This is a genomic window from Aggregatibacter sp. 2125159857, from assembly GCF_017798005.1.
In the GTDB taxonomy this organism is placed as follows: domain Bacteria; phylum Pseudomonadota; class Gammaproteobacteria; order Enterobacterales; family Pasteurellaceae; genus Aggregatibacter.
Map to the genome: position 1 here is coordinate 974,871 of NZ_CP072548.1, position 19,952 is coordinate 994,822.

General features: G+C 40.6%; 18 protein-coding genes. 14 read left to right on the forward strand and 4 right to left on the reverse strand.

Annotation, left to right across the window (positions count from 1 at the left end):
* Positions 1-202 precede the first annotated feature (202 nt).
* The 11 genes from J5X96_RS04890 (at position 203) to J5X96_RS04940 (ending at position 11,675) form a co-directional block, all read left to right on the forward strand.
* Positions 203-403: a DNA translocase FtsK gene (locus tag J5X96_RS04890; RefSeq protein WP_209364772.1), complete on the forward strand. Its 201-nt coding sequence runs from the start codon at positions 203-205 to the stop codon at positions 401-403.
* Positions 400-1,233, forward strand: coding sequence for a Sir2 family NAD-dependent protein deacetylase (locus J5X96_RS04895; protein ID WP_209364661.1), 834 nt, complete (start codon positions 400-402; stop codon positions 1,231-1,233). The genes J5X96_RS04890 and J5X96_RS04895 overlap by 4 nt, the downstream gene beginning before the upstream one ends.
* Positions 1,234-1,243: 10 nt before the next feature.
* Positions 1,244-1,996 carry a PP2C family serine/threonine-protein phosphatase gene (locus J5X96_RS04900; protein ID WP_209364662.1) on the forward strand — a complete coding sequence of 251 codons (753 nt, stop codon included), beginning with the start codon at positions 1,244-1,246 and terminating at the stop codon, positions 1,994-1,996.
* Between the two features lie 37 nt (positions 1,997-2,033).
* Positions 2,034-3,359 carry a DUF262 domain-containing protein gene (locus tag J5X96_RS04905; RefSeq protein WP_209364664.1) on the forward strand — a complete coding sequence of 442 codons (1,326 nt, stop codon included), beginning with the start codon at positions 2,034-2,036 and terminating at the stop codon, positions 3,357-3,359.
* Positions 3,352-5,349, forward strand: coding sequence for a DUF262 domain-containing protein (locus J5X96_RS04910; RefSeq protein ID WP_209364665.1), 1,998 nt, complete (start codon positions 3,352-3,354; stop codon positions 5,347-5,349). The genes J5X96_RS04905 and J5X96_RS04910 overlap by 8 nt, the downstream gene beginning before the upstream one ends.
* Before the next feature lie 63 nt (positions 5,350-5,412).
* Complete coding sequence (locus J5X96_RS04915) at positions 5,413-7,464, forward strand: ATP-binding protein (protein ID WP_209364667.1); 2,052 nt, start codon at positions 5,413-5,415, stop codon at positions 7,462-7,464.
* Between the two features lie 208 nt (positions 7,465-7,672).
* A complete protein-coding gene (gene mltG, locus J5X96_RS04920) occupies positions 7,673-8,719 on the forward strand; it encodes an endolytic transglycosylase MltG (protein ID WP_209364668.1) in 1,047 nt (348 codons plus the stop codon).
* Position 8,720: 1 nt separating this feature from the next.
* Positions 8,721-9,353, forward strand: coding sequence for a dTMP kinase (tmk, locus tag J5X96_RS04925; RefSeq protein ID WP_209364670.1), 633 nt, complete (start codon positions 8,721-8,723; stop codon positions 9,351-9,353).
* On the forward strand, positions 9,350-10,333 hold the full coding sequence (locus J5X96_RS04930; RefSeq protein ID WP_209364672.1) for a DNA polymerase III subunit delta': 984 nt from the start codon (positions 9,350-9,352) through the stop codon (positions 10,331-10,333). The genes tmk and J5X96_RS04930 overlap by 4 nt, the downstream gene beginning before the upstream one ends.
* A 3-nt stretch (positions 10,334-10,336) precedes the next feature.
* The gene (locus tag J5X96_RS04935) at positions 10,337-11,119 is read left to right on the forward strand and encodes a TatD family hydrolase (protein WP_209364674.1); all 783 of its coding nucleotides are present in this window, start codon (positions 10,337-10,339) and stop codon (positions 11,117-11,119) included.
* A 31-nt stretch (positions 11,120-11,150) separates the two neighbouring features.
* Entirely contained in the window at positions 11,151-11,675 is a 525-nt protein-coding gene (locus tag J5X96_RS04940) for a DUF1523 family protein (protein ID WP_209364677.1), read from the forward strand.
* 27 nt (positions 11,676-11,702) lie between these two features.
* On the opposite strand, the gene J5X96_RS04945 is transcribed toward J5X96_RS04940, so the two are convergent.
* From J5X96_RS04945 to udk, 4 genes are read right to left on the reverse strand one after another with little or no spacing between them, the layout of a single operon-like run.
* Positions 11,703-12,881: a sugar transporter gene (locus J5X96_RS04945; protein WP_209364679.1), complete on the reverse strand. Its 1,179-nt coding sequence runs from the start codon at positions 12,879-12,881 to the stop codon at positions 11,703-11,705.
* Entirely contained in the window at positions 12,881-14,080 is a 1,200-nt protein-coding gene (locus J5X96_RS04950) for a hypothetical protein (RefSeq protein ID WP_209364681.1), read from the reverse strand. The genes J5X96_RS04945 and J5X96_RS04950 overlap by 1 nt, the downstream gene beginning before the upstream one ends.
* Positions 14,081-14,665 (reverse strand): dCTP deaminase, encoded by a 585-nt coding sequence (gene dcd / locus J5X96_RS04955; RefSeq protein WP_209364683.1) that lies wholly within the window; start codon positions 14,663-14,665, stop codon positions 14,081-14,083.
* A gap of 9 nt (positions 14,666-14,674) precedes the next feature.
* Positions 14,675-15,325 (reverse strand): uridine kinase, encoded by a 651-nt coding sequence (udk, locus tag J5X96_RS04960; protein ID WP_209364685.1) that lies wholly within the window; start codon positions 15,323-15,325, stop codon positions 14,675-14,677.
* A gap of 262 nt (positions 15,326-15,587) precedes the next feature.
* On the opposite strand from udk, the gene J5X96_RS04965 reads away from it, so the two are divergent.
* From J5X96_RS04965 to J5X96_RS04975, 3 genes are all read left to right on the forward strand, one after another.
* On the forward strand, positions 15,588-16,628 hold the full coding sequence (locus tag J5X96_RS04965; protein ID WP_209364687.1) for an ABC transporter substrate-binding protein: 1,041 nt from the start codon (positions 15,588-15,590) through the stop codon (positions 16,626-16,628).
* Between the two features lie 155 nt (positions 16,629-16,783).
* Positions 16,784-17,818 carry an ABC transporter substrate-binding protein gene (locus tag J5X96_RS04970; protein ID WP_209364690.1) on the forward strand — a complete coding sequence of 345 codons (1,035 nt, stop codon included), beginning with the start codon at positions 16,784-16,786 and terminating at the stop codon, positions 17,816-17,818.
* Between the two features lie 66 nt (positions 17,819-17,884).
* Positions 17,885-19,942 carry an iron ABC transporter permease gene (locus tag J5X96_RS04975; protein WP_209364691.1) on the forward strand — a complete coding sequence of 686 codons (2,058 nt, stop codon included), beginning with the start codon at positions 17,885-17,887 and terminating at the stop codon, positions 19,940-19,942.
* Positions 19,943-19,952: the final 10 nt, after the last annotated feature.

Sequence of the window (19,952 nt, forward strand, 5' to 3'; positions counted from 1 at the left end):
ATGTATATATAAACAGGTAAAGAAATGTATTGCAATACTGTATAACCTTAATTTTCAAAAAATTTTTGCAAAAGAATTGCTTCTTAAATTTTATAGCGACAAAAATTGTCGCTTGTTTGCATATCATTTTTTATAAAAGAGAGATTTTTTACTTTTTACCATTCTCTCAATCCATTTGTCATCGCAAAACAGGAGAAAAATGATGCCAATGAAAGTCACTTTTAATCGAGATCCGCTTTTTGAAGATATAAAAAAATTTGTACAACAACAAAAAATTGCGTCTTGCTCAATGATTCAACGACGATTTAGGTTGGGTTTTAATCGAGCGGTGCAAATTTTAGCGCAATTAGAAGAAGCCGGTGTTATTTCAACAATGAAAAATGGGCAGAGAAAAGTACTATGAAAAATGATTTGAACTATGCTGTGGAGCTTATCCGCAAATCGGATGGCATTTTGATTACTGCCGGTGCAGGCATGAGTGTGGATTCAGGTTTACCGGATTTTAGAAGTAGTGGAGGATTTTGGAATGCCTATCCGGCATTTCGTGAACATAACTTGAATTTTCAGGATATTGCGACACCGATGTCCTTTGAAACGCATACGGAGCTGATCTATTGGTTTTACGGACACCGTCTAGTGCAATATCGTAACACTACGCCACATGAAGGTTACCAAATTTTAAAACGCTGGGCAGCTGAAAAACCACATGGTTATTTTGTGTTTACCAGCAACGTAGATGGCCATTTTCAAAAAGCCGGATTTGAAGAAAAACGGGTTTATGAAGTGCATGGCACGCTAGAACGTATGCAATGTGTTCATGATTGCCATCATCAAAGTTGGACGGCGAAGGATTTTCAACCGGAAGTGGATAATGTTAACTTGCGCTTAACGAGCCCTTATCCACGCTGTCCTTTTTGTGGTGGTTTAGCGAGACAAAATGTCTTAATGTTTGACGACTGGTTTTACAATAGCAATTATCAAGATTTGAAACGAACCTCCTTAGACCAATGGATTAAAGGCGTGCCGAATTTAGTGGTGATTGAACTCGGCGCAGGCAAAGCGATTCCAACGGTTCGATATTTTTCCGAACGCACGGCAAAAGCCAAGAAAGCCGGTTTTATTCGCATTAATCCGCAAGACGGTGGCGTATCAAAACATCATTTTTTAGGGCTGGATATGACCGCACTTGAGGCTTTAAAAGCAATCGATGTTTTATTGAATCAATCAACATAAGGAAACCAATATGCAAAATGTCTGCCAAATCACTTTTTGTCAGCAAATTGGAAAAAATAAAAAGCACAATCAAGATGCGTTATTTAATGGTGAAGCGGTTTTTCAGTTTAAATTAAAAACAGCAGAAAAACGCGTTGAAAATCGACCGCACTTTATCATTGGCATTGCCGATGGTATTTCCAATAGCAATCACGCGGAAAAAGCCAGTAAGTGTGTCATGTCGGCGTTGCAAACGATTCAGACATTAAGTCGAAACACCATTCCTTATTTGCAAGATAAATTATCGGAACAGTTGGCAGACTCCTATTTTGGTTCGGCAACCACATTCGTCGCCGCGGAAATTGATCAACTCAATCAAAAAGCCAAAATTCTCAGTGTGGGCGACAGTAGAGCTTACATTATCGATGAAGCAGGAAAATGGCGACAAATTACAAAAGATCATTCTATTTTGTCCGAATTGTTAGAACTGTCTCCTTATCAAAAAGAAGAAGATTTCGCCACAATTTATAGCGGCGTTTCTTCTTGCTTGGTTGCCGATTATTCCGAGTTTCAAGATAAAATCTTTTATCAGGAAATTGAAATTAAACAGGGTGAAAGCCTGTTACTTTGTTCTGACGGCTTGACCGACGGGCTTTCAGATGAAATGCGCGAAAAAATTTGGCAGAAATATCCCGATGATAAAGCTCGCCTCACGGTTTGCCGCAAGATGATTGAAAGGCAATCGTTTTCGGATGATTTGTCGGTTATAATCTGTGCGTTTTGATTCATGTTAAAAAATATTCTAAGGAACCTAAATTATTATGAGTGATGAAAAAGCAAAAATACTTAAGATTAAAGATGTATTTGATTTGAAGTTGAGCATTCCTGATTATCAAAGACCATACAAATGGACAGTTAAAAATGTTCAGCAATTGATTGATGATTTACTTACACATTTTCATCATCAGAAACAAGTTTACCGTATTGGAACTGTGGTGATACATAAAAATGGGGAAATATTCGATATTGTTGATGGTCAACAACGTTTAATTACACTTTCATTGTTACTTTATTATTTAAATGATCAAAATAAACCGTCAAATAAATCTTTATTAGATGAAACTATAACACATACTGTTAGTAAGAATAATATAATTAATAATTATAATTTCATTAAAAATTATTCTGTTTCCGATAAAGATAAATTTAAAAATTATATTTTAGAGATTTGCGAAATGGTTCGTATTGAACTTGATGATTTAGATGAGGCTTTCCAATTTTTTGACTCGCAAAACTCAAAAGGGAAACCTTTAGAATCTTATGATTTACTTAAAGCGTATCATTTAAGAGAAATGAATGATAAACCCAAAGAGATTATTCACAATTGCGTTGAACGTTGGGAAAAGTCTGCACTTTCTCAAGAAATCAATAACTTAGATAAAATTATCAACTATATTCTTTTTAGATTACGTCGATGGCATTATCAAGAAAGCGGAGAGGTTTTTACATCGGACGAGCTGGAGACATTTAAAGGTGTATCAGAAAGTGCTACCTATCCTTATCTTAGCCCAGTGTTTGCAACAAAGGTTGTAGAGAAATTAGCACAACAAAATCCTATGTTTTGTCATCCAAGATTTGTGAAGACAAGTTTTCAAACGATACAAACTCTAATAAATGGTGAGCAATTTTTTGATTATGTTCAGTATTATGCTGAAAGCTATGAAAAATTATTTAAAGAAGGAATTGGACTTGTTGATAAAGTGATAAAAATTAACGGTAAAGATCTAGGAAAGGGTGTAAATACTTTTCTCAATAATCAAGATTATTGTTATAGAGTAGGGGATAAGTATTTAAAAAATTTATTTGAATGCATAGTGTTATTCTATTTTGATAAGTTTGGTGAAGTACATTTAGATGAATTTATAAATAAAGCATTTTTATGGGTTTATCGAATTCGTTTTGAATATCAGCGTATTACTTTCAAAACTATAGAAGATGAAGCTCACTCAAAAAATGGATTATTTAATCATATAGAGAAATCCTCTACACCAATACAAGTGCTGAGATATACCTCAGTAATACGTGAAAATAAGTTTGGTAACATAGACAAGAAAATAAAGGAAGTTTTTGGAGTGGAAAATGAGTAATGCTAAAGAATATGTAAAAACATTAACCATATCTGATTTATTTAATGATGAGAATAAATGTAAGTATATTATTCCAATCTACCAACGTAATTATGCTTGGGGTGATAATGAAATTAGTTCATTGCTTCAAGATATAAAAAATGCTTGTGAACAAAATAAAGAACAAGATAAAAATTATTATATTGGAAGCTTAGTTGTCTATTGCCGAGAAAATGGTGATTTTGAAGTAATTGATGGCCAGCAAAGACTAACAACATTCACGTTAATAATGCATTATCTTGGTAAATTAAGTTTTAGAAATGTTTCTTTTGAACATCGAGATGAATCTGAACGAGCATTATCCAATCTTAATTCTGAAAAATTACCAAGTAATTTTTCACAAGCATTAAAAACAATTAAGAAAGTAATTTATGAATGGGGAAATAATAAAGATGAAATTGTAAAATTCCTTTTGGATAAAGTTGAAATTATCCGAACTGAAGTACCAGAAGGTACAGATTTAAACCATTATTTTGAAATAATGAATACCCGTGGAGAACAGCTTGAAAAGCATGAAATTCTAAAAGCTCGTTTGATGAAGGTGTTGCCAACAGCTATTGAACAATCATTATTTGCAAAAATCTGGGATGCATGCTCAGATATGAGTCGTTATGTTGTGATGGGATTTGATTCTGAATTAAGAAAAGTCATTTTAGGTAATGATTGGAGAAAAGTACGTGGATTTTTTAAGACTATTTTGAATGAAAATTCTAAAAATTCTGAAAATTCTGAAGAACCTGAAAATAGTATCGTAAAACTTATTAATGCCGAGGTAAAAATAGAAAAAAATGAAGAGCAATCACAGGATAAATATGATGGCGAATTTACTTCAGTAATTGATTTTCCTAATTTCTTAATGCATGTTTTACGAATTTATTTAGAAATGTTTGATAAGTATAAATATTCTACCCCAAATGATCCATGCAATGTGTCATTAGATGAAAAATTACTATTAAAATCATTTGAAGGTAAGTTTGAAGGAAAACCTAAAAAAGTTAGAATATTTATTTATACATTATTGGTTTGTCGTTATTTATTTGATTTATATGTGATTAAATCTAATATGATTCGAACTGATTATGAAAACTGGTCGTTATGGAAAATAGTTAAAGGAAAATCAGGTTATTACTATAAAAATGCATTTGGTAGTTATAAAAATGTGTCTGTCGACAATAGTTTAGATAAAAATGATGATGAAGCACTTAATGATGCAGATCCTACAAAAAAAGCCGTGATGTTACTTTCAATGTTCCATGTTTCTAACCCATCTCGTATTTACAAAAACTGGTTGTATGCTGTATTACGTTGGTTATTTAATAATAAGGATAATATAAAGTCTGATGAATATGTTAAGTTTCTAGAAAAATTGTGTGATGATTTCTATTTTGGTAATAACTGCCAAGGAAAAGATATTACAGAGATTATATTAGAAAAAGTGGAATTTGAGTTAAACTCAGGAGATAAAAAAGATTGGGATGATGGAGTAAATGTTCCTAACTTTGTATTTAATCGATTAGATTATCAGTTATGGAAACTTTTCCACGAACAAGAACAAGAACGAGAACAAGAACAAGAACAAAGAGTAGAAATTTTGTCAGAAAATGACAAATGGTTAACTATTAAAAATAAAGAGGCTATTTGGAAAAAGTTTAGATTTACCTTTAGAAGTTCAGTAGAGCATCATTATCCACAGCATCCTAGTGTTGGAGATGAATTAGAGTCAGGATTAAATGATTTTGGTAATTTGTATCTACTTTCTCAAAGTAAAAATTCTAGCTTGGGTAATTCTTCTCCTGAAGAGAAAAAAAAGCATTATCGTAATAATGAATACGATAGTCTGAAACAAGCTATCATGATGAACTACAATGAGTGGACTGAAAGGGAGATAGAGGAGCATGGAAAAGAAATGCTCGAAATTCTAAATCAACCGCTATCTAAGGCTAATTCCTAACGACACCTTTTGTCGCACCCCTCACTAAAATACTCCTTACTAACCCAGTAAGGAGTATTTTTTATGTCCGAATATAAATTAAACCCACCGACAGTGTCTTCTTATACTGAAAATATGATGCTTAAAGTTTTATTTGAGCATAAAGGTTTTTCTGAAGTGTTTCGGGAGAGTAGTTGGCGAAGTGATGAAATTGCCAGTGCGTTTGGGCTGCCTGAAGAATTAGAGAATGATAAAAATCTACGCACGGTTGCTCGTCGGCTTTTAAAAGCGCGTTATAAAACACTTCAAAAATCCACCGCACTTTTACCGGAGTTATGGAAACAGGCGTATGAAAATTTGGCAACGTTGGCAGAATTTTTGCAACTGAATCCCGTTGAACAGGAACTTCTCCGCTTTGCCATGCATTTACGCAGTGAAGTAGCTATGCGAGATTTGTTTGAGTACTTGCCGAAATCGGATTTACAAAGAACGGCTGCGATCATGGCGGATTTACTTAAACAGCCGAAAAATCAGATTCTATCTGCCTTAAAGAAAGGCAGTAAACTCGATGCTTATGGCCTGATTGATCGCGATTATCGCCCCGATAGTGTGCATGATTATTTAGATTGGGGCGAAACCTTAGATTTTGATGAATTTGTGACACAACCACTAAACGAAAACGTCCTATTAAAATCTTGTACGGAAGTCGCTCAAGTGCCAAGTTTGCAACTGGATGATTTTGCCCATATTGCCGGCATGAAAGAGATGATGTTGACCTATTTGCAACAGGCACTAAAACATCATCGGAAAGGTGTGAATCTTTTAATTTATGGCGTGCCTGGCACCGGTAAAACCGAATTTGCCGGATTGCTTGCACAAGCATTAGGGATTTCGGCGTATAACATTACTTACATGGATTCTGACGGTGATGTCGTGAAGGCAGAGCAACGCCTGAACTACAGTCGTCTTGCTCAAACGCTATTGAACGGCAAGCAGGCACTTTTAATTTTTGATGAAATTGAAGATGTTTTTAACGGCTCGTTTATGGAGCGTTCTGTTGCGCAAAAAAATAAAGCATGGACAAATCAGTTGTTGGAAAACAATAACGTGCCGATGATTTGGTTATCCAATTCGGTACACAGCATAGATGCGGCTTTTTTACGTCGCTTTGATTTTGTGTTTGAAATGCCGGATTTACCGTTAAAAAATAAATCGGCGTTAATTTCGCAGCTGGCAGGCGGTAAATTAACGGCAGAATATGTGCAGCATTTTGCCAAAGTGCGGTCGCTTTCGCCGGCGATTTTAACGCGCGTGTTCAATGTAGCAAATGCGGTTGATAACGGCAAAAAAGCCTTTTCTGACGTTTTGCTTACGCTATTTAATGAAGCCTTACAGGCACAAGGTAAAAAGAAAATTGAGCCGTTGGTGGAAAGTAAACTGAGTTATCAGCTTGAGTGGGTTTCCTGCAATGAAAATATTCATAAAATCAGTGAAGGATTAATGCGAACCAAGAAAGGTCGAATTTGTTGTTATGGCCCGCCGGGCACAGGGAAAACCGCGTGGGCAGGTTGGCTTGCCGAGCAGTTAGATATGCCGTTGTTGCTGTGCAAAGGGTCTGATTTACTCGATCCTTATGTGGGCGGAACAGAGCAAAAAATTGCGGAGGCATTTGAATCGGCGAAGCGTGATAATTGTTTGCTAGTGCTGGACGAAGTGGATACCTTCCTGTTTTCACGCGACGGTGCAGAACGTAGTTGGGAACGTTCTCAAGTCAATGAGATGTTGACACAAATTGAGCGTTTTGAAGGTTTAATGGTGGTTTCAACGAATTTGATGAATGTGCTGGATCCGGCAGCATTACGGCGTTTTGATTTAAAGCTAAAATTTGATTATTTAACGCCACAACAGCGTTTGGATTTTGCTAAACAACAAGTGGAAAAATTGAATTTGGGCGCATGGGATGAACCCCATTCAAAACGTATTCTTGAGCTGAATTTACTCACACCGGGCGATTTTGCTGCCGTTGCGAGACGACACAATTTTTCACCCTTTGAGAATCTAGAAGAGTGGTTAGACGCATTGCGTGGTGAATGTCTTGTGAAACCGGAATTTTCCCGCAAAAAGGTCGGTTTTTAATCGTTGTTATGTTTTCAGACAAAGCGCGAGATGTCTTACGCCCCACCGGAAGCTATTAAAGTGGTGATTGAGCGACAGTCTTAAAAAACACGGCGAAAAACACCGTGAAAAGCCACCGCACTTTCTTGCGCTAAAAACGGTAAAACAACAGGGCTGAAAAAGGAAAGCTTGTGGTATAATCCGCAAAATTTCTCGTTTTCTTAAGTTTATGAAAAAAATCGTTTTATTTTTCTTTTTATGCCTCATTCTGCTTGCCGGTGCAGGATTTTGGGGATTTCAGCAATTACAACAATTTTTGCATCAACCGGTGAATGTGCAAAACGATCAATTATTAACCATAGAACGTGGCACAACCGGCAATAAATTGGTGGCATTGCTGGAAAAAGAACGCATTTTAGAGGATGCGGATCGGCTGTCTTGGTTATTAAAATTGCATCCTGAGCTCAATAAAATTAAAGCCGGCACCTATTCGCTTAATGGGATTAACACCGTAGAAGCGTTACTGAAATTGTTAAATTCCGGCAAAGAGGCGCAATTTTCGCTGATGTTCGTTGAAGGCGAAACCTTTAAAACCCTACGAAAACGGCTTGAAAATGCACCGCACTTGAAGCAGACATTGCAAGGGAAGTCCAATGATGAGGTTTTCGGACTGCTTGATATAGATACGAACCTCAATAAAAATTTAACAGAAAGCCACGTTATCGATGGCTGGATTTACCCAGACACTTATAATTACACGCCGAATTCTACCGACTTAGAACTGTTGCAACGCGCTGCAGAACGCATGAAAAAAGCGTTGGAGAAGGCATGGAATAATCGGGATAAAAATTTGCCTCTAGCCGATCCTTATGAAATGTTAATTCTTGCGTCCATCGTGGAAAAAGAAACCGGCATCGCCGCAGAGCGTCCCCAAATTGCCTCGGTGTTTATTAATCGTTTGAAAGCCAAAATGAAGCTTCAAACCGATCCGACAGTAATTTACGGCATGGGTGAGGATTACAGCGGCAATATTCGTAAAAAAGATCTCGAAACGCCGACCCCTTATAACACCTATGTGATTGACGGTTTACCGCCAACGCCGATTGCCATGCCAAGCGAAGAGGCATTACAAGCCGTGGCGCATCCTGCGCAAACGGAATTTTATTATTTCGTTGCCGACGGCACGGGCGGTCACAAATTCAGTCGGAACTTGAATGAACACAATAAAGCGGTGCAGGAATATTTACGCTGGTACCGCCAACAAAACGGAAAATAATATGGCAGGCAAATTTATCGTTATTGAAGGCTTGGAAGGAGCGGGCAAAAGCACCGCCCATCAATGTGTCGTGGATACCTTAAAGGAATTGGGTGTTAACGATGTCGTGTTCACCCGAGAACCTGGTGGCACACCGTTAGCGGAAAAATTACGTCACCTCATTAAACATGAAACAGAGGAACCGGTCACAGACAGAGCCGAATTGTTGATGTTATATGCTGCCCGAATTCAATTAGTGGACAATGTCATTAAGCCTGCGTTAGCTCAAGGCAAATGGGTGGTAGGTGATCGCCATGATATGTCGTCTCAAGCGTACCAAGGCGGTGGCCGCCAGTTGGGAGCAGCTTTTTTAACTAACTTAAAAAAAACCGTTTTGGGCGATTTTGAACCGGATTTGACCCTGTATTTAGACATTGATCCAGCCGTTGGTTTAGCGCGAGCTCGTGGACGCGGCGAACTGGATCGCATTGAACAACAACATCTGGATTTTTTCCACCGCACCCGTGCCCGTTATTTAGAACTGGTAAAAGACAATCCGAAAGCCGTGATGATCAATGCGGAACAATCCATTGAGCAAGTGCAGGCAGACATTAAAAGTGCGGTCAAAAATTGGTGGGTTTCGCTATCAAAATGATCCCGTTACTTCCTTGGTTGGTGCCGACCTATCACAAAATCACACAGGCGTTTGATGAGGCTTTAGGGCATCACGCCCTGCTGATTCGCGCCGATGACGGCCTCGGCACCGAACAGCTTTGTTCCGCGTTGGCAAAACGTCTGATGTGCTTAACACCCAACGGGGCGGAGGCTTGTGGCGAATGCCATGCCTGCCATTTAATGCAAGCCAACAGCCACCCGGATTTCCAGCATATCGCGCCTATTGAGAACAAAGACATCGGCGTGGATCAAATTCGTGCCATGAACGAACAAGCGACGCAGCATGCGCAGCAAAACGGCAATAAAGTCATTTATATCGAACAGGCGCATCGTCTGACGGAGGCCGCTGCCAACGCCATTTTAAAAACACTGGAAGAGCCGCGTCCAAATACCTATTTCATTTTGCAGTGCGATATGCAAAAGGCGTTGTTGCCAACCATTTACAGTCGCTGCCAAGTGTGGAATCTCTTACCACCGGACACAGACACTGCATTACAGTGGTTGCAATCACAAACGTCCGCCGAAACGCAAGATATATTGACCGCACTTCGGGTGAATTATGGTCGACCACTTCTCGCGCTTGCCATGTTAGAGCAAAATTTACTAGCGCAACGACGGGAATTTTTACGCCAATTTTGGCTATTCTATCGCCGTTGTTCGCCTTTAGAATTACTGCCATTTTTTACTAAAGAACTTGTCTTGCAGCAGCTGGATTGGTTGTCAGCCTTTTTGAGTGATAGTTTAAAAAATAAACTGCATATTCACCAAGACTGGATTTGTCAGGATATTGAACAGGGTGTCATTCAATTTAGCCAAGGACTGTCTGCCCCGGCATTATTAAAAGCAACACAAATTATTAGCAAAGTGCGATCGGATTTATCAGCAAATTCGGCGTTGAATTTAGAATTGATTTTACTCGACGGGTTGACCCGTTTAATTACTGAAGTATTTGAAGGATAAAATATGTTTATTGTGGATTCCCATTGCCATTTGGATGCCTTGGATTACGAAACATTACATGAAAATATTGCTGATGTGGTAGCAAAGGCAAAAGCACGCGATGTGAAACATTTATTGGCAATTGGCGTAACCTTGAGCCGTTTTGAAAAAGTGTATCCGGAATTAGCCAAATTCGATAACGTCTCTTTAGCCTGTGGCGTGCACCCGCTGGATTTTGAAGAAGAACCTTATGATGCCGCGCGTTTGTTACGCTTGGCGCAAGATCCTAAAGTCATCGCCATCGGCGAAATCGGCTTAGATTATTATTACAGTGCAGAAAACAAAGCTGCCCAACAAGCCGTGTTTGCCAGCCAAATTGACGTGGCCAACCAGCTAAATAAACCGGTCATCATTCATACACGCCAAGCACGAGAAGACACGATTCGCCTATTGCGCGATAATCAGGCAGAAAAGTGCGGTGGTGTTTTGCATTGTTTTACCGAAAACTATGACATGGCAAAACAAGCGTTAGACTTGGGTTTTTACATTTCCATTTCAGGGATTATCACCTTCAAAAATGCGGAAGAACTTCGGGATGTGGTGCGCAAACTGCCGTTAGACCGCCTGTTGGTGGAAACCGATTCGCCTTACTTGGCACCGGTACCTTATCGTGGTAAACAAAATCAACCGGCATATACCCGCGAAGTCTGTGAATATATTGCGACATTGAAAGGCGTGTCAGCCGAGGAAATGGCGCAAATCACCACACAAAACTTCGAGCGTTTATTTAAAATTCAGGTACAATAATTAACCAACCTCATTTCAATAGGACAAAAAGATGAGAAAATTTTTAAAATATTTTTTTATTTCCGTCATTTTTATTTTTCATTTATGCATTGCTGCGGCGATAAATTATGCGATGCCGAGCTATGATGTCACTAAAGTGACCGGCGTTGAGGTGAAACGGGTGGATAAAGACGGACCGATTACAAAAGCCAATCCGGCAGACGGCCCGACCCGCGATGTGTATTTTATCAATACGCAACATGAAAACGGCAAAGTGATGGTATATCGCAACGAAGATACCCGTTGGGGTTTTCCGTTCTATTTCAAATTCGGCTCAGCAAATTTACAGGCATTGGCGCAAGCCTTGGGTAATGAAGAAAAAACCGTGGAAATCAAATATTACGGCTGGCGTCTGACCATGTTTGATGAATTCCCGAATGCGTTATCCATAAAAGCAATGGCTGAGACAGATTCGCCCAGCCATCCGATTGTTTCTTATATTCTTTATGTTGTTTTGCTCTTTACGCTCTTTTTCGCGATTCAATTTATCCGTGGTTGGTTTGATAGCGAAAATTAATGTGTTCAGTGGCAAAACTGGCTTTTCCTAGGAACGCGTTTTGCCATAACGCAGATGGATATAGAGAAAGAACATTAGCCCGATCGTTGCAAAGGCGGCACCGGTAAACCCAATGCTGGATAAACCGAGGTGCTGCATAACTTGATTGCCAAGTAACGCACCGCCGCCGATACCAATATTGTAGAGTCCGGAATAAATTGCCATCGCCACATCTGTAGCATCCGGTGCCAGTTGTAGCACACGAACCTGCAAACTTAGACCAATCCCTGAAATACCGATTCCCCAGACAAATGCCAACAAATACATGGAAAATTCACTGTGGCTAAAAGGTAATAGCAAGGCTAAAGAAATGACCAAAATCGCCATGGACGTTAAGAGGAATTTTGCCGGTGCTAAACGATGTAAGCGGTTGAAGAGCAGACTGGCGGTAATGCCGGAAAGCCCAAAAATCAATAAGATTGCCGTGGCAACGCCATTACTCATTTCTCCAATGCGAACAATAAAAGGCTCAATATAACTGTAAGCGGTAAAATGCGCCGAAACGATCAGTATCGTTAACACGTAGAGCCCCACCAAAAGTGGGCGTTTAAATAACGAAGGCACACTGCTTAGCGAACCGGCATTGCGGCTGGCTAAGTGCGGTAGGAAACGATAGAGAAGTAGAAGAAGACAAAACGCCAGAAAAGCGATAATCCCAAAGGCTTCACGCCAACTGAGATATTGTCCGATAATCCGTCCTATCGGCAAGCCGAGCACCATTGCTAATGCGCTGCCCATAGCTAACAGCCCGATGGCTTGTGCTTTTTTGTCTTTTGGCGCGACACGCACTGCAAGGGACGTGGTGATTGACCAGAAAATGGCGTGCGTAAAGGCAATGCCAATACGGGAAAGTAGCAATATCCAGAAATTCCACGCCAAAACTGACAAAATGTGGCTGGCAATAAAAATAATGAATAATTTGATTAACAGACTACGTCGTTCTAGCTTTGCCGTCATGAGCATAAAAGGTAAGGACATCAGCGACACAATCCACGCATAAATAGTAATCATCAGCCCGGTTTGTTCTACCGGAATCTGAAAACTTTGGGCTATATCTGAAAGCAAGGCGACCGGTAAGAATTCTGTTGTGTTAAAAACAAAGGCGGCAAATGACAACAAAATGACGCGAAAAAATTTTAAGCGTCGTACGATTTTTAAAGTGGCCATTATTCCCGCCCTAATTTACGTTTAAGAAGATCTTTAAGTTGATTGCGCAAGTTTTTGTCAAATAGCACTTCATATTGTGGGGAGTAGCAATTATTAAAGAAACGCAGGGGCAGAACAAATTCCGAATATTTTTCATTATTTGCTCGAAGCGTTAAATTCACATCACATTGCATGGATTTTAAGTTTACCTGACCGCTTCCTTCCCCTGAAAGTGCGGTGGTTTTTAACAGGATTTTGTCAATCTTCAATTGATTCTCTTGAAGCATAGAACTCATAACAAATTTTTTATACGGCGTTTTGATCGCGTCTTTTTGTTTAACTTCGGCATTTTGCCAATTGATCGGTAAATATTGCCCGGCAAGTTCCAGTAAATTTACACCAGATAACTCGCCATCATGCGCACTAAAGTAGAATTTACCGGCTTTTATTCGCGACTGAACGAACTCGGCGGTAATGTCAAAATCCGTGTTGCCGGTGAGCGTATTCGGAAAGTTAAATAACGCCAATAAACGTTCGATAGGGTAATTTTTGCCTCGAAAACTGACCGCACTTTGATCGGGATCGCTCGCATAATCTAGGTGTGCGAGGCAAACGAAATCGCAATCCGAGATAATATCAGCGGTAACATATTTAGTGTCTTTGGATAAATCGACTTCCGCACGGAGAGTGCCTAGCGGTTGTTGGTTTAGCTCAGCGTCTTCAAACACCACCGCAAAGTCTTTTTCGGCGAATCGGGAAATTTCCCCTTTATTGAAACGAAAATGAAAACGCTGTAGATCACCATATAATGGTTTGTCCCATTCAAGCGTTAAGGGCTGAGGCCCATTGAATTGCACGCGATCTTGGCGAACATTATCCAGACTGAAATCGGAGAAATATATTTGTATATTCGCTGCATTATGTGCCTTATCGGAAAAACGAATCTTTTGAATATCTAACTGCGCAAGTTGCACATTGCCGGAAATTAACGTGGAAAAATTCAATTTCCCGGTTAACTTCCCAATAGTCACTTGGTTATGTTTAACCCCTTCAAAAGCCACATAGGGCTGCGGGAAAAAGCCAATATGAAGATCTTGAACAACTGTGTTATATTGCGCTAATTTGGTACTGACCGCACTTTCCAGCTTATTCAGTTGAACGTAAAAAAGTGCTGAGATCGCCAACATCACGACCAATGTCATCAGGGCGATCTTTTTCATTTATTTATCCTCGTCAATGCGACTGGCAACCGCGTTTTGTTGATTTTTGTATTTAGCATCTTTACGGCTGTTATATGGACGTGCCGCCGCGCCACTTAACACTTCAAAACTCAAGGCGCCAATCACCATATTCGGACGCAACGCTAACGGCAATTTACCGGAATTATAAAACTCCAACACAATTTTGCCTTCCCAACCCGGATCGATACGATGTGCCGTTACGTGCACCATTAAACCCAACCGGGCTAAAGAAGAACGACCGTCCAGCCAACCGATAATATTCGCCGGCAGTTTTACTGATTCTAATGTGGTGGCAAGGGCAAGTACACCGGGGTGCAAAAAGAACGCTTCATCATCAGCAATAATAATTTCATCGCTCATGACCGACTCTAACTGCGCGGAGACTTCTTCTTTCGGGCCGCTTAAATCAATGTAAGGTGCGGAATGTTCACGAAACACACGAAAAGAATTTCCCAAACGAACATCAATCGTCGCGCCATTAATTTTATCGTTAGACGGTCGTGGATTCAGAGAAATCAAGCCTTCATCCAGATAACGCTCAATGTCGATATCACATAATCTCATGCCAGGCTCCTATTTTTGGCTTAATAATTGCATAATTTGCGCTTTTAACATATTGATAGCAATACGGTTTTTACCACCGCGAGGGATCACAATGTCGGCGTGTTGTTTAGACGGTTCGATAAATTGCAAGAACATCGGACGCACAGTAGCACGATATTGATCAATGACGGATTGCAAGGTGCGTCCACGCTCTTCCATGTCGCGCTGTAAACGACGAATAAAGCAAATATCTAACGGCGTATCCACAAACACGGAAATATCTGCCAACTGGCGTACACGCTCGTCTGTGAGTAATAAAATTCCCTCTAAAATCACAATACGTTTTGGCGTGAAATGGGTCACTTCATCGGTTCGGGTATGCTCCACATAACTATACACGGGAATATCAACGGCGTTGCCGGCTTTTAAGGCTTTCAAATGGGCTATGAGCAAATCACGGTCCATGGAGTTTGGATGGTCATAATTGGTTTTAACCCGTTCAGACATCTCCAAATGGCTTTGGTCTTTGTAATAACTATCTTCTGCAATAATACCGATTTCTTCACAGCCCAATTCATGACAAAGCTCTTTGTGCACCGTAGAGGCGATAGAACTTTTTCCTGAAGCCGAAGCGCCTGCAATGGCGATAATAATACAAGATGATGCTTGATGCTCTGACATACCGTTTCCCTTTCTCTCATTGAGTAAATAAATTAGCGAAATTATAAAGAAAAAAGCGTTTTTTTGACATAAATAGATCCATTTACAAACAATTTTTCTACAATTAATTTTTTACGCAACATATTCGCCCATAAAATTCTTCGTTTTGTGAGACTTCTCACATTAATGGCGTGGGATTTTATGTAACATGCTCACCTAAAAAGCGCATACCGAGCGATATCGGCATGTTATTTTCATCTCATGGACAATAAAGAGGTACAACATGAAGTTAAAATCACTTTCTCTTGCAATTTCCACCGCACTTTTAGCTGGTGGTTTAATGGCAAACCAAGCGGCTGTGGCAAAAGGTCGCTTAGTCGTTTATTGCAGCGCCACCAATATTTTATGTGAAACCACCACCAAAGCGTTTGGTGAAAAATATGATGTTAAAACCTCCTTTATTCGTAACGGCTCAGGCAGCACTTTTGCCAAAGTAGAAGCGGAAAAAAATAACCCACAAGCAGACGTATGGTTCGGCGGTACATTCGACCCACAAGCGCAAGCCGCTGAATTAGGTTTAATCGAACCTTACAAATCTAAACACATTGATGAAATCGTAGAACGTTTCCGCGATCCGGCAAAAACCAAAGGTCACTATGTTTCTGCTATTTACATGGGGATCTTAGGTTTCGGCGTGAACACAGAACGTCTGGAAAAATTAGGCATCAAAGAAGTGCCGAAATGCTGGAAAGACTTAACGGATCCACGTTTGAAAGGCGAAGTGCAAATTGCTGACCCACAAAGTGCCGGTACAGCCTATACGGCGCTTGCCACGTTCGTACAACTTTGGGGCGAAGACAAAGCCTTTGATTTCTTAAAAGCGTTACATCCAAACGTTTCCCAATACACCAAATCCGGTGTCACCCCATCCCGTAATGCAGCTCGCGGTGAAGCGGTCGTGGGTATCGGTTTCTTACACGATTACGCCCTTGAAAAACGTAATGGCGCACCATTGGAACTCGTAGTGCCATGTGAAGGTACGGGCTATGAATTAGGTGGTGTGAGCATCTTAAAAGGTGCACGTAATATCGACAACGCGAAATTATTCGTGGATTGGGCGTTATCTAAAGAAGGCCAAGAATTGGCATGGAAACAAGGTGAATCCTTACAAATCCTAACCAACACAACGGCAGAACAATCGCCAACGGCGTTTGATCCAAATAAATTGAATCTCATCAATTATGACTTTGAAAAATACGGCGCCGCCGAACAACGCAAAGCCTTAATTGAAAAATGGGTTCAAGACGTTAAATTAGCGAAATAACACGCCAAAGTGCGGTCGAAAATTCTTGTATTTTTCTCACCGCACTTTTCTTATATTGATGGTTCGTGTCCTCACGGCGTGAGCCTATCGCCATCATTAGGACGCACATCAACAAAAGTGCGTTACCTCGAAATCAAAAACACAGGAGTGTTGAAATGAAACTCTCAAAAATTGCGTTAGCGCTTTCAGGCGTTGTACTCGGTGGGATGTTATTAAGTGGCAATGCTGTGGCAAAAGGTCGCTTAGTCATTTATTGCAGCGCACAAAATACTATGTGCGAGCAAGAAGCCATGGCATTCGAGAAAAAATATGATGTAAAAACCAGTTTTATTCGTGGCGGCACAGGCACTATCTTAGCCAAAATCGATGCGGAAAAAGATAACCCACAAGGTGATGTTTGGTATGGTGGCACCATGGATCCGCATTCCCAAGCGGGTGAAATGGGCTTATTAGAGCCTTATAAATCATCAAATCTGCCACAAATTGTAGAGCAGTTCCGTGATCCGGCTAAAATGAAAGGCAACTATTCCTCAGCTATCTATCTTGGTGTATTAGGTTTTGGTGTGAACCCTGAACGTTTACAAAAACTCAATTTGCCAATACCAAAATGCTGGAAAGATTTAGCTGATCCAATGTATCGCAATGAAATTCAAGCGGCAGATCCGCAAAGCTCAGGAACCGGCTATACACAATTAGCGACCTATATCCAGCTTTGGGGCGAAGAAGAGGCCTTCAAATACTTGAAAGCGTTAAACAAAAACGTGTCGCAATATACCAAATCCGGTAACACCGCAACCCGTAACACGGCGCGTGGCGAAACGGCAATCGGCATCGGCTTTTTACACGAATATTCGTTAGAAAAAGCCAAAGGTGCCCCGGTTGAATTAGTGGTACCTTGCGAAGGTACGGGATATGAAATTGGTGGAGTCAGCGTAATTAAAGGCGCACGTAATCTTGAAAATGCGAAACTTTTCGTGGATTGGGCGTTATCGAAAGAAGCGCAAGAATTAACATGGCAAAAAGGCGAAGCCTATTCCATTTTAACCAATACCACAGCGCAACAATCCCCTTATGCGTTGGATTTTAAATCGATTAACCTGATTAACTATGATTTTGACAAATACGGCGCCACTGACTTGCGCAAACGTTTAATCACGAAATGGGTTGATGATGTTAAACTAGCCAAATAAATTGTTGTTAAATAAAGAAGCAATGTCTATTGCATTGCTTCTCTATTTCTTCTTATGCGAGGTTGTATGAACGCAAATAAACTACCAATCACACATTCTGCGAATTTTTGGATAATCTTGTCCATTGTTGCATTTCTTGTTCTCCCTTCCCACGCCTTAGATTACGGCTTGTTTGACAGCACCGCCGATGAATTCTTTGATGCCATGGGATGGTCATCTTTTAACATTACCGCTTTTTGGTTCTTGCCGGTGATTTTGTACGGTTTATTGCCGTGGCTAAAATTACCAACCAATACACAAGCCAAAGCGGAACTTTACTTATTAGCACTGGCGACATTATTTACCTTTATCAGCGCCAGCGTGCTGAAAATCAGCATGGGCTATTCGGTGATCGTTTTACTCATCACTTTCACCGCACTTGCTACGCTCTCTTTGGCGAAGTTAAAGATTATGCAAGGCGACAAATTTATTATTGCCTCCTTGCTGTGCATTGTGTTGCTGATTTTCTTCTTTATCGTTTACCCGACATTGGCGATTTTTGTCTCCATGTTCTACGACGGGGACACCTTTGCACCACAACAAGTGATGCGTATTTTGACGCAAAGCTACATTGTGCGTGTCATCAGTAACTCCTTGTTCCTATCCGGCTTCGTGGGTATTGTTTCTACAGTGTTCGGTTTAGCCTTTGCCCTTTACACAACCCGTATCGCACGCCGTACCGCATTTATCGGTAAAATCTTCTCTATTTTGCCGATTGTGACGCCACCGTTTGTCGTCGGGTTAGGGGTTACCTTAATGCTGGGTCGCTCCGGTTATGTGACCGAGTTTTTATCCACCAATTTCGGTTTTACCAATCATAACTGGTTATACGGTTTTAACGGTATCGCCATTGCACAGATTTTGGCATTTGCGCCAATTTCCTTCATGATTTTAGATGGCGCATTAAAATCCGTGCATCCGTCTATTGAAGAAGCGTCTTATACGTTGCGTGCTAACCGTTATCAAACCTTCTATAACATCATTTTCCCGTTACTGCGCCCTGCCTTGGCTAACTCGTTCCTCATTGTGTTCATCCAATCGCTCGCAGACTTTAGTAACCCGTTGGTGTTGGGTGGTAGCTTCGATGTGATTGCAACGCAAATTTACTTCTACATTGCCGGTTCACAATTAGATTACGCCTCCGCCAGTACTCTTGGATCCATGTTGTTAATCTTCTCCTTGGCGATTTTTATCATTCAATATTTATGGATTGGTAACCGCTCTTATGTGACCGTTTCCGGTAAATCTTATCGCGGCGATGTACAAGAACTCCCTGCTGGCTTGAAATACACGATTATTTTCATGCTCGGCTCTTGGGTTATCTTCAACCTTGCTTTATACGGCAGTATTTTCTACGGAAGCTTCACCGTCAACTGGGGTGTGGACTATACCTTAACCTTGAAGAACTACGCCATGTTGTTCGGACAAGGATTGAGTGATGGTGCATGGCCTTCCTTAATTAATACCTTAATTTACGCCGGTATCGCGGCACCACTTACCGCCATTTTTGGTTTATTAATTGCCTATATTGTGGTGCGTAAAGACTTCCAAGGGAAAAAATCCCTTGAATTCTTAACCATGCTTTGTTTTGCCGTACCGGGCACGGTGGCGGGGGTCTCTTACATTCTTGCCTTTAACAATGCGCCAATGTACATCACCGGCACCAGCATTATCGTGGTGATTTCCATGGTGATGCGTGATTTGCCAATCGGTATGCGTGCTGCGATTGCAGGCTTGGGACAATTAGATAAATCTCTGGACGAAGCCTCCCTTTCTCTGAAAGGGAGCTCATGGAAAACCCTGTGGTATATCGTGTTGCCATTATTAAAACCGGCCTTGCTTTCTGCGCTTGTCACCAGTTTCGTGCGTGCCATGACGACAGTGAGTGCAATCATCTTCTTGGTGACTGCGGATACCCGTGTAGCAACCGCATACATCCTAAACCGTGTCGAAGACGGTGAATATGGGATTGCCATTGCATACGGCTCTATCTTAATTGTGGTGATGATGGCGATTATTTTATTCTTCGACTGGATTGTTGGTGACACCCGCATTTCCCGTTCCAAAGCGAAAAAAATGAATTAAGTTGTAGGTA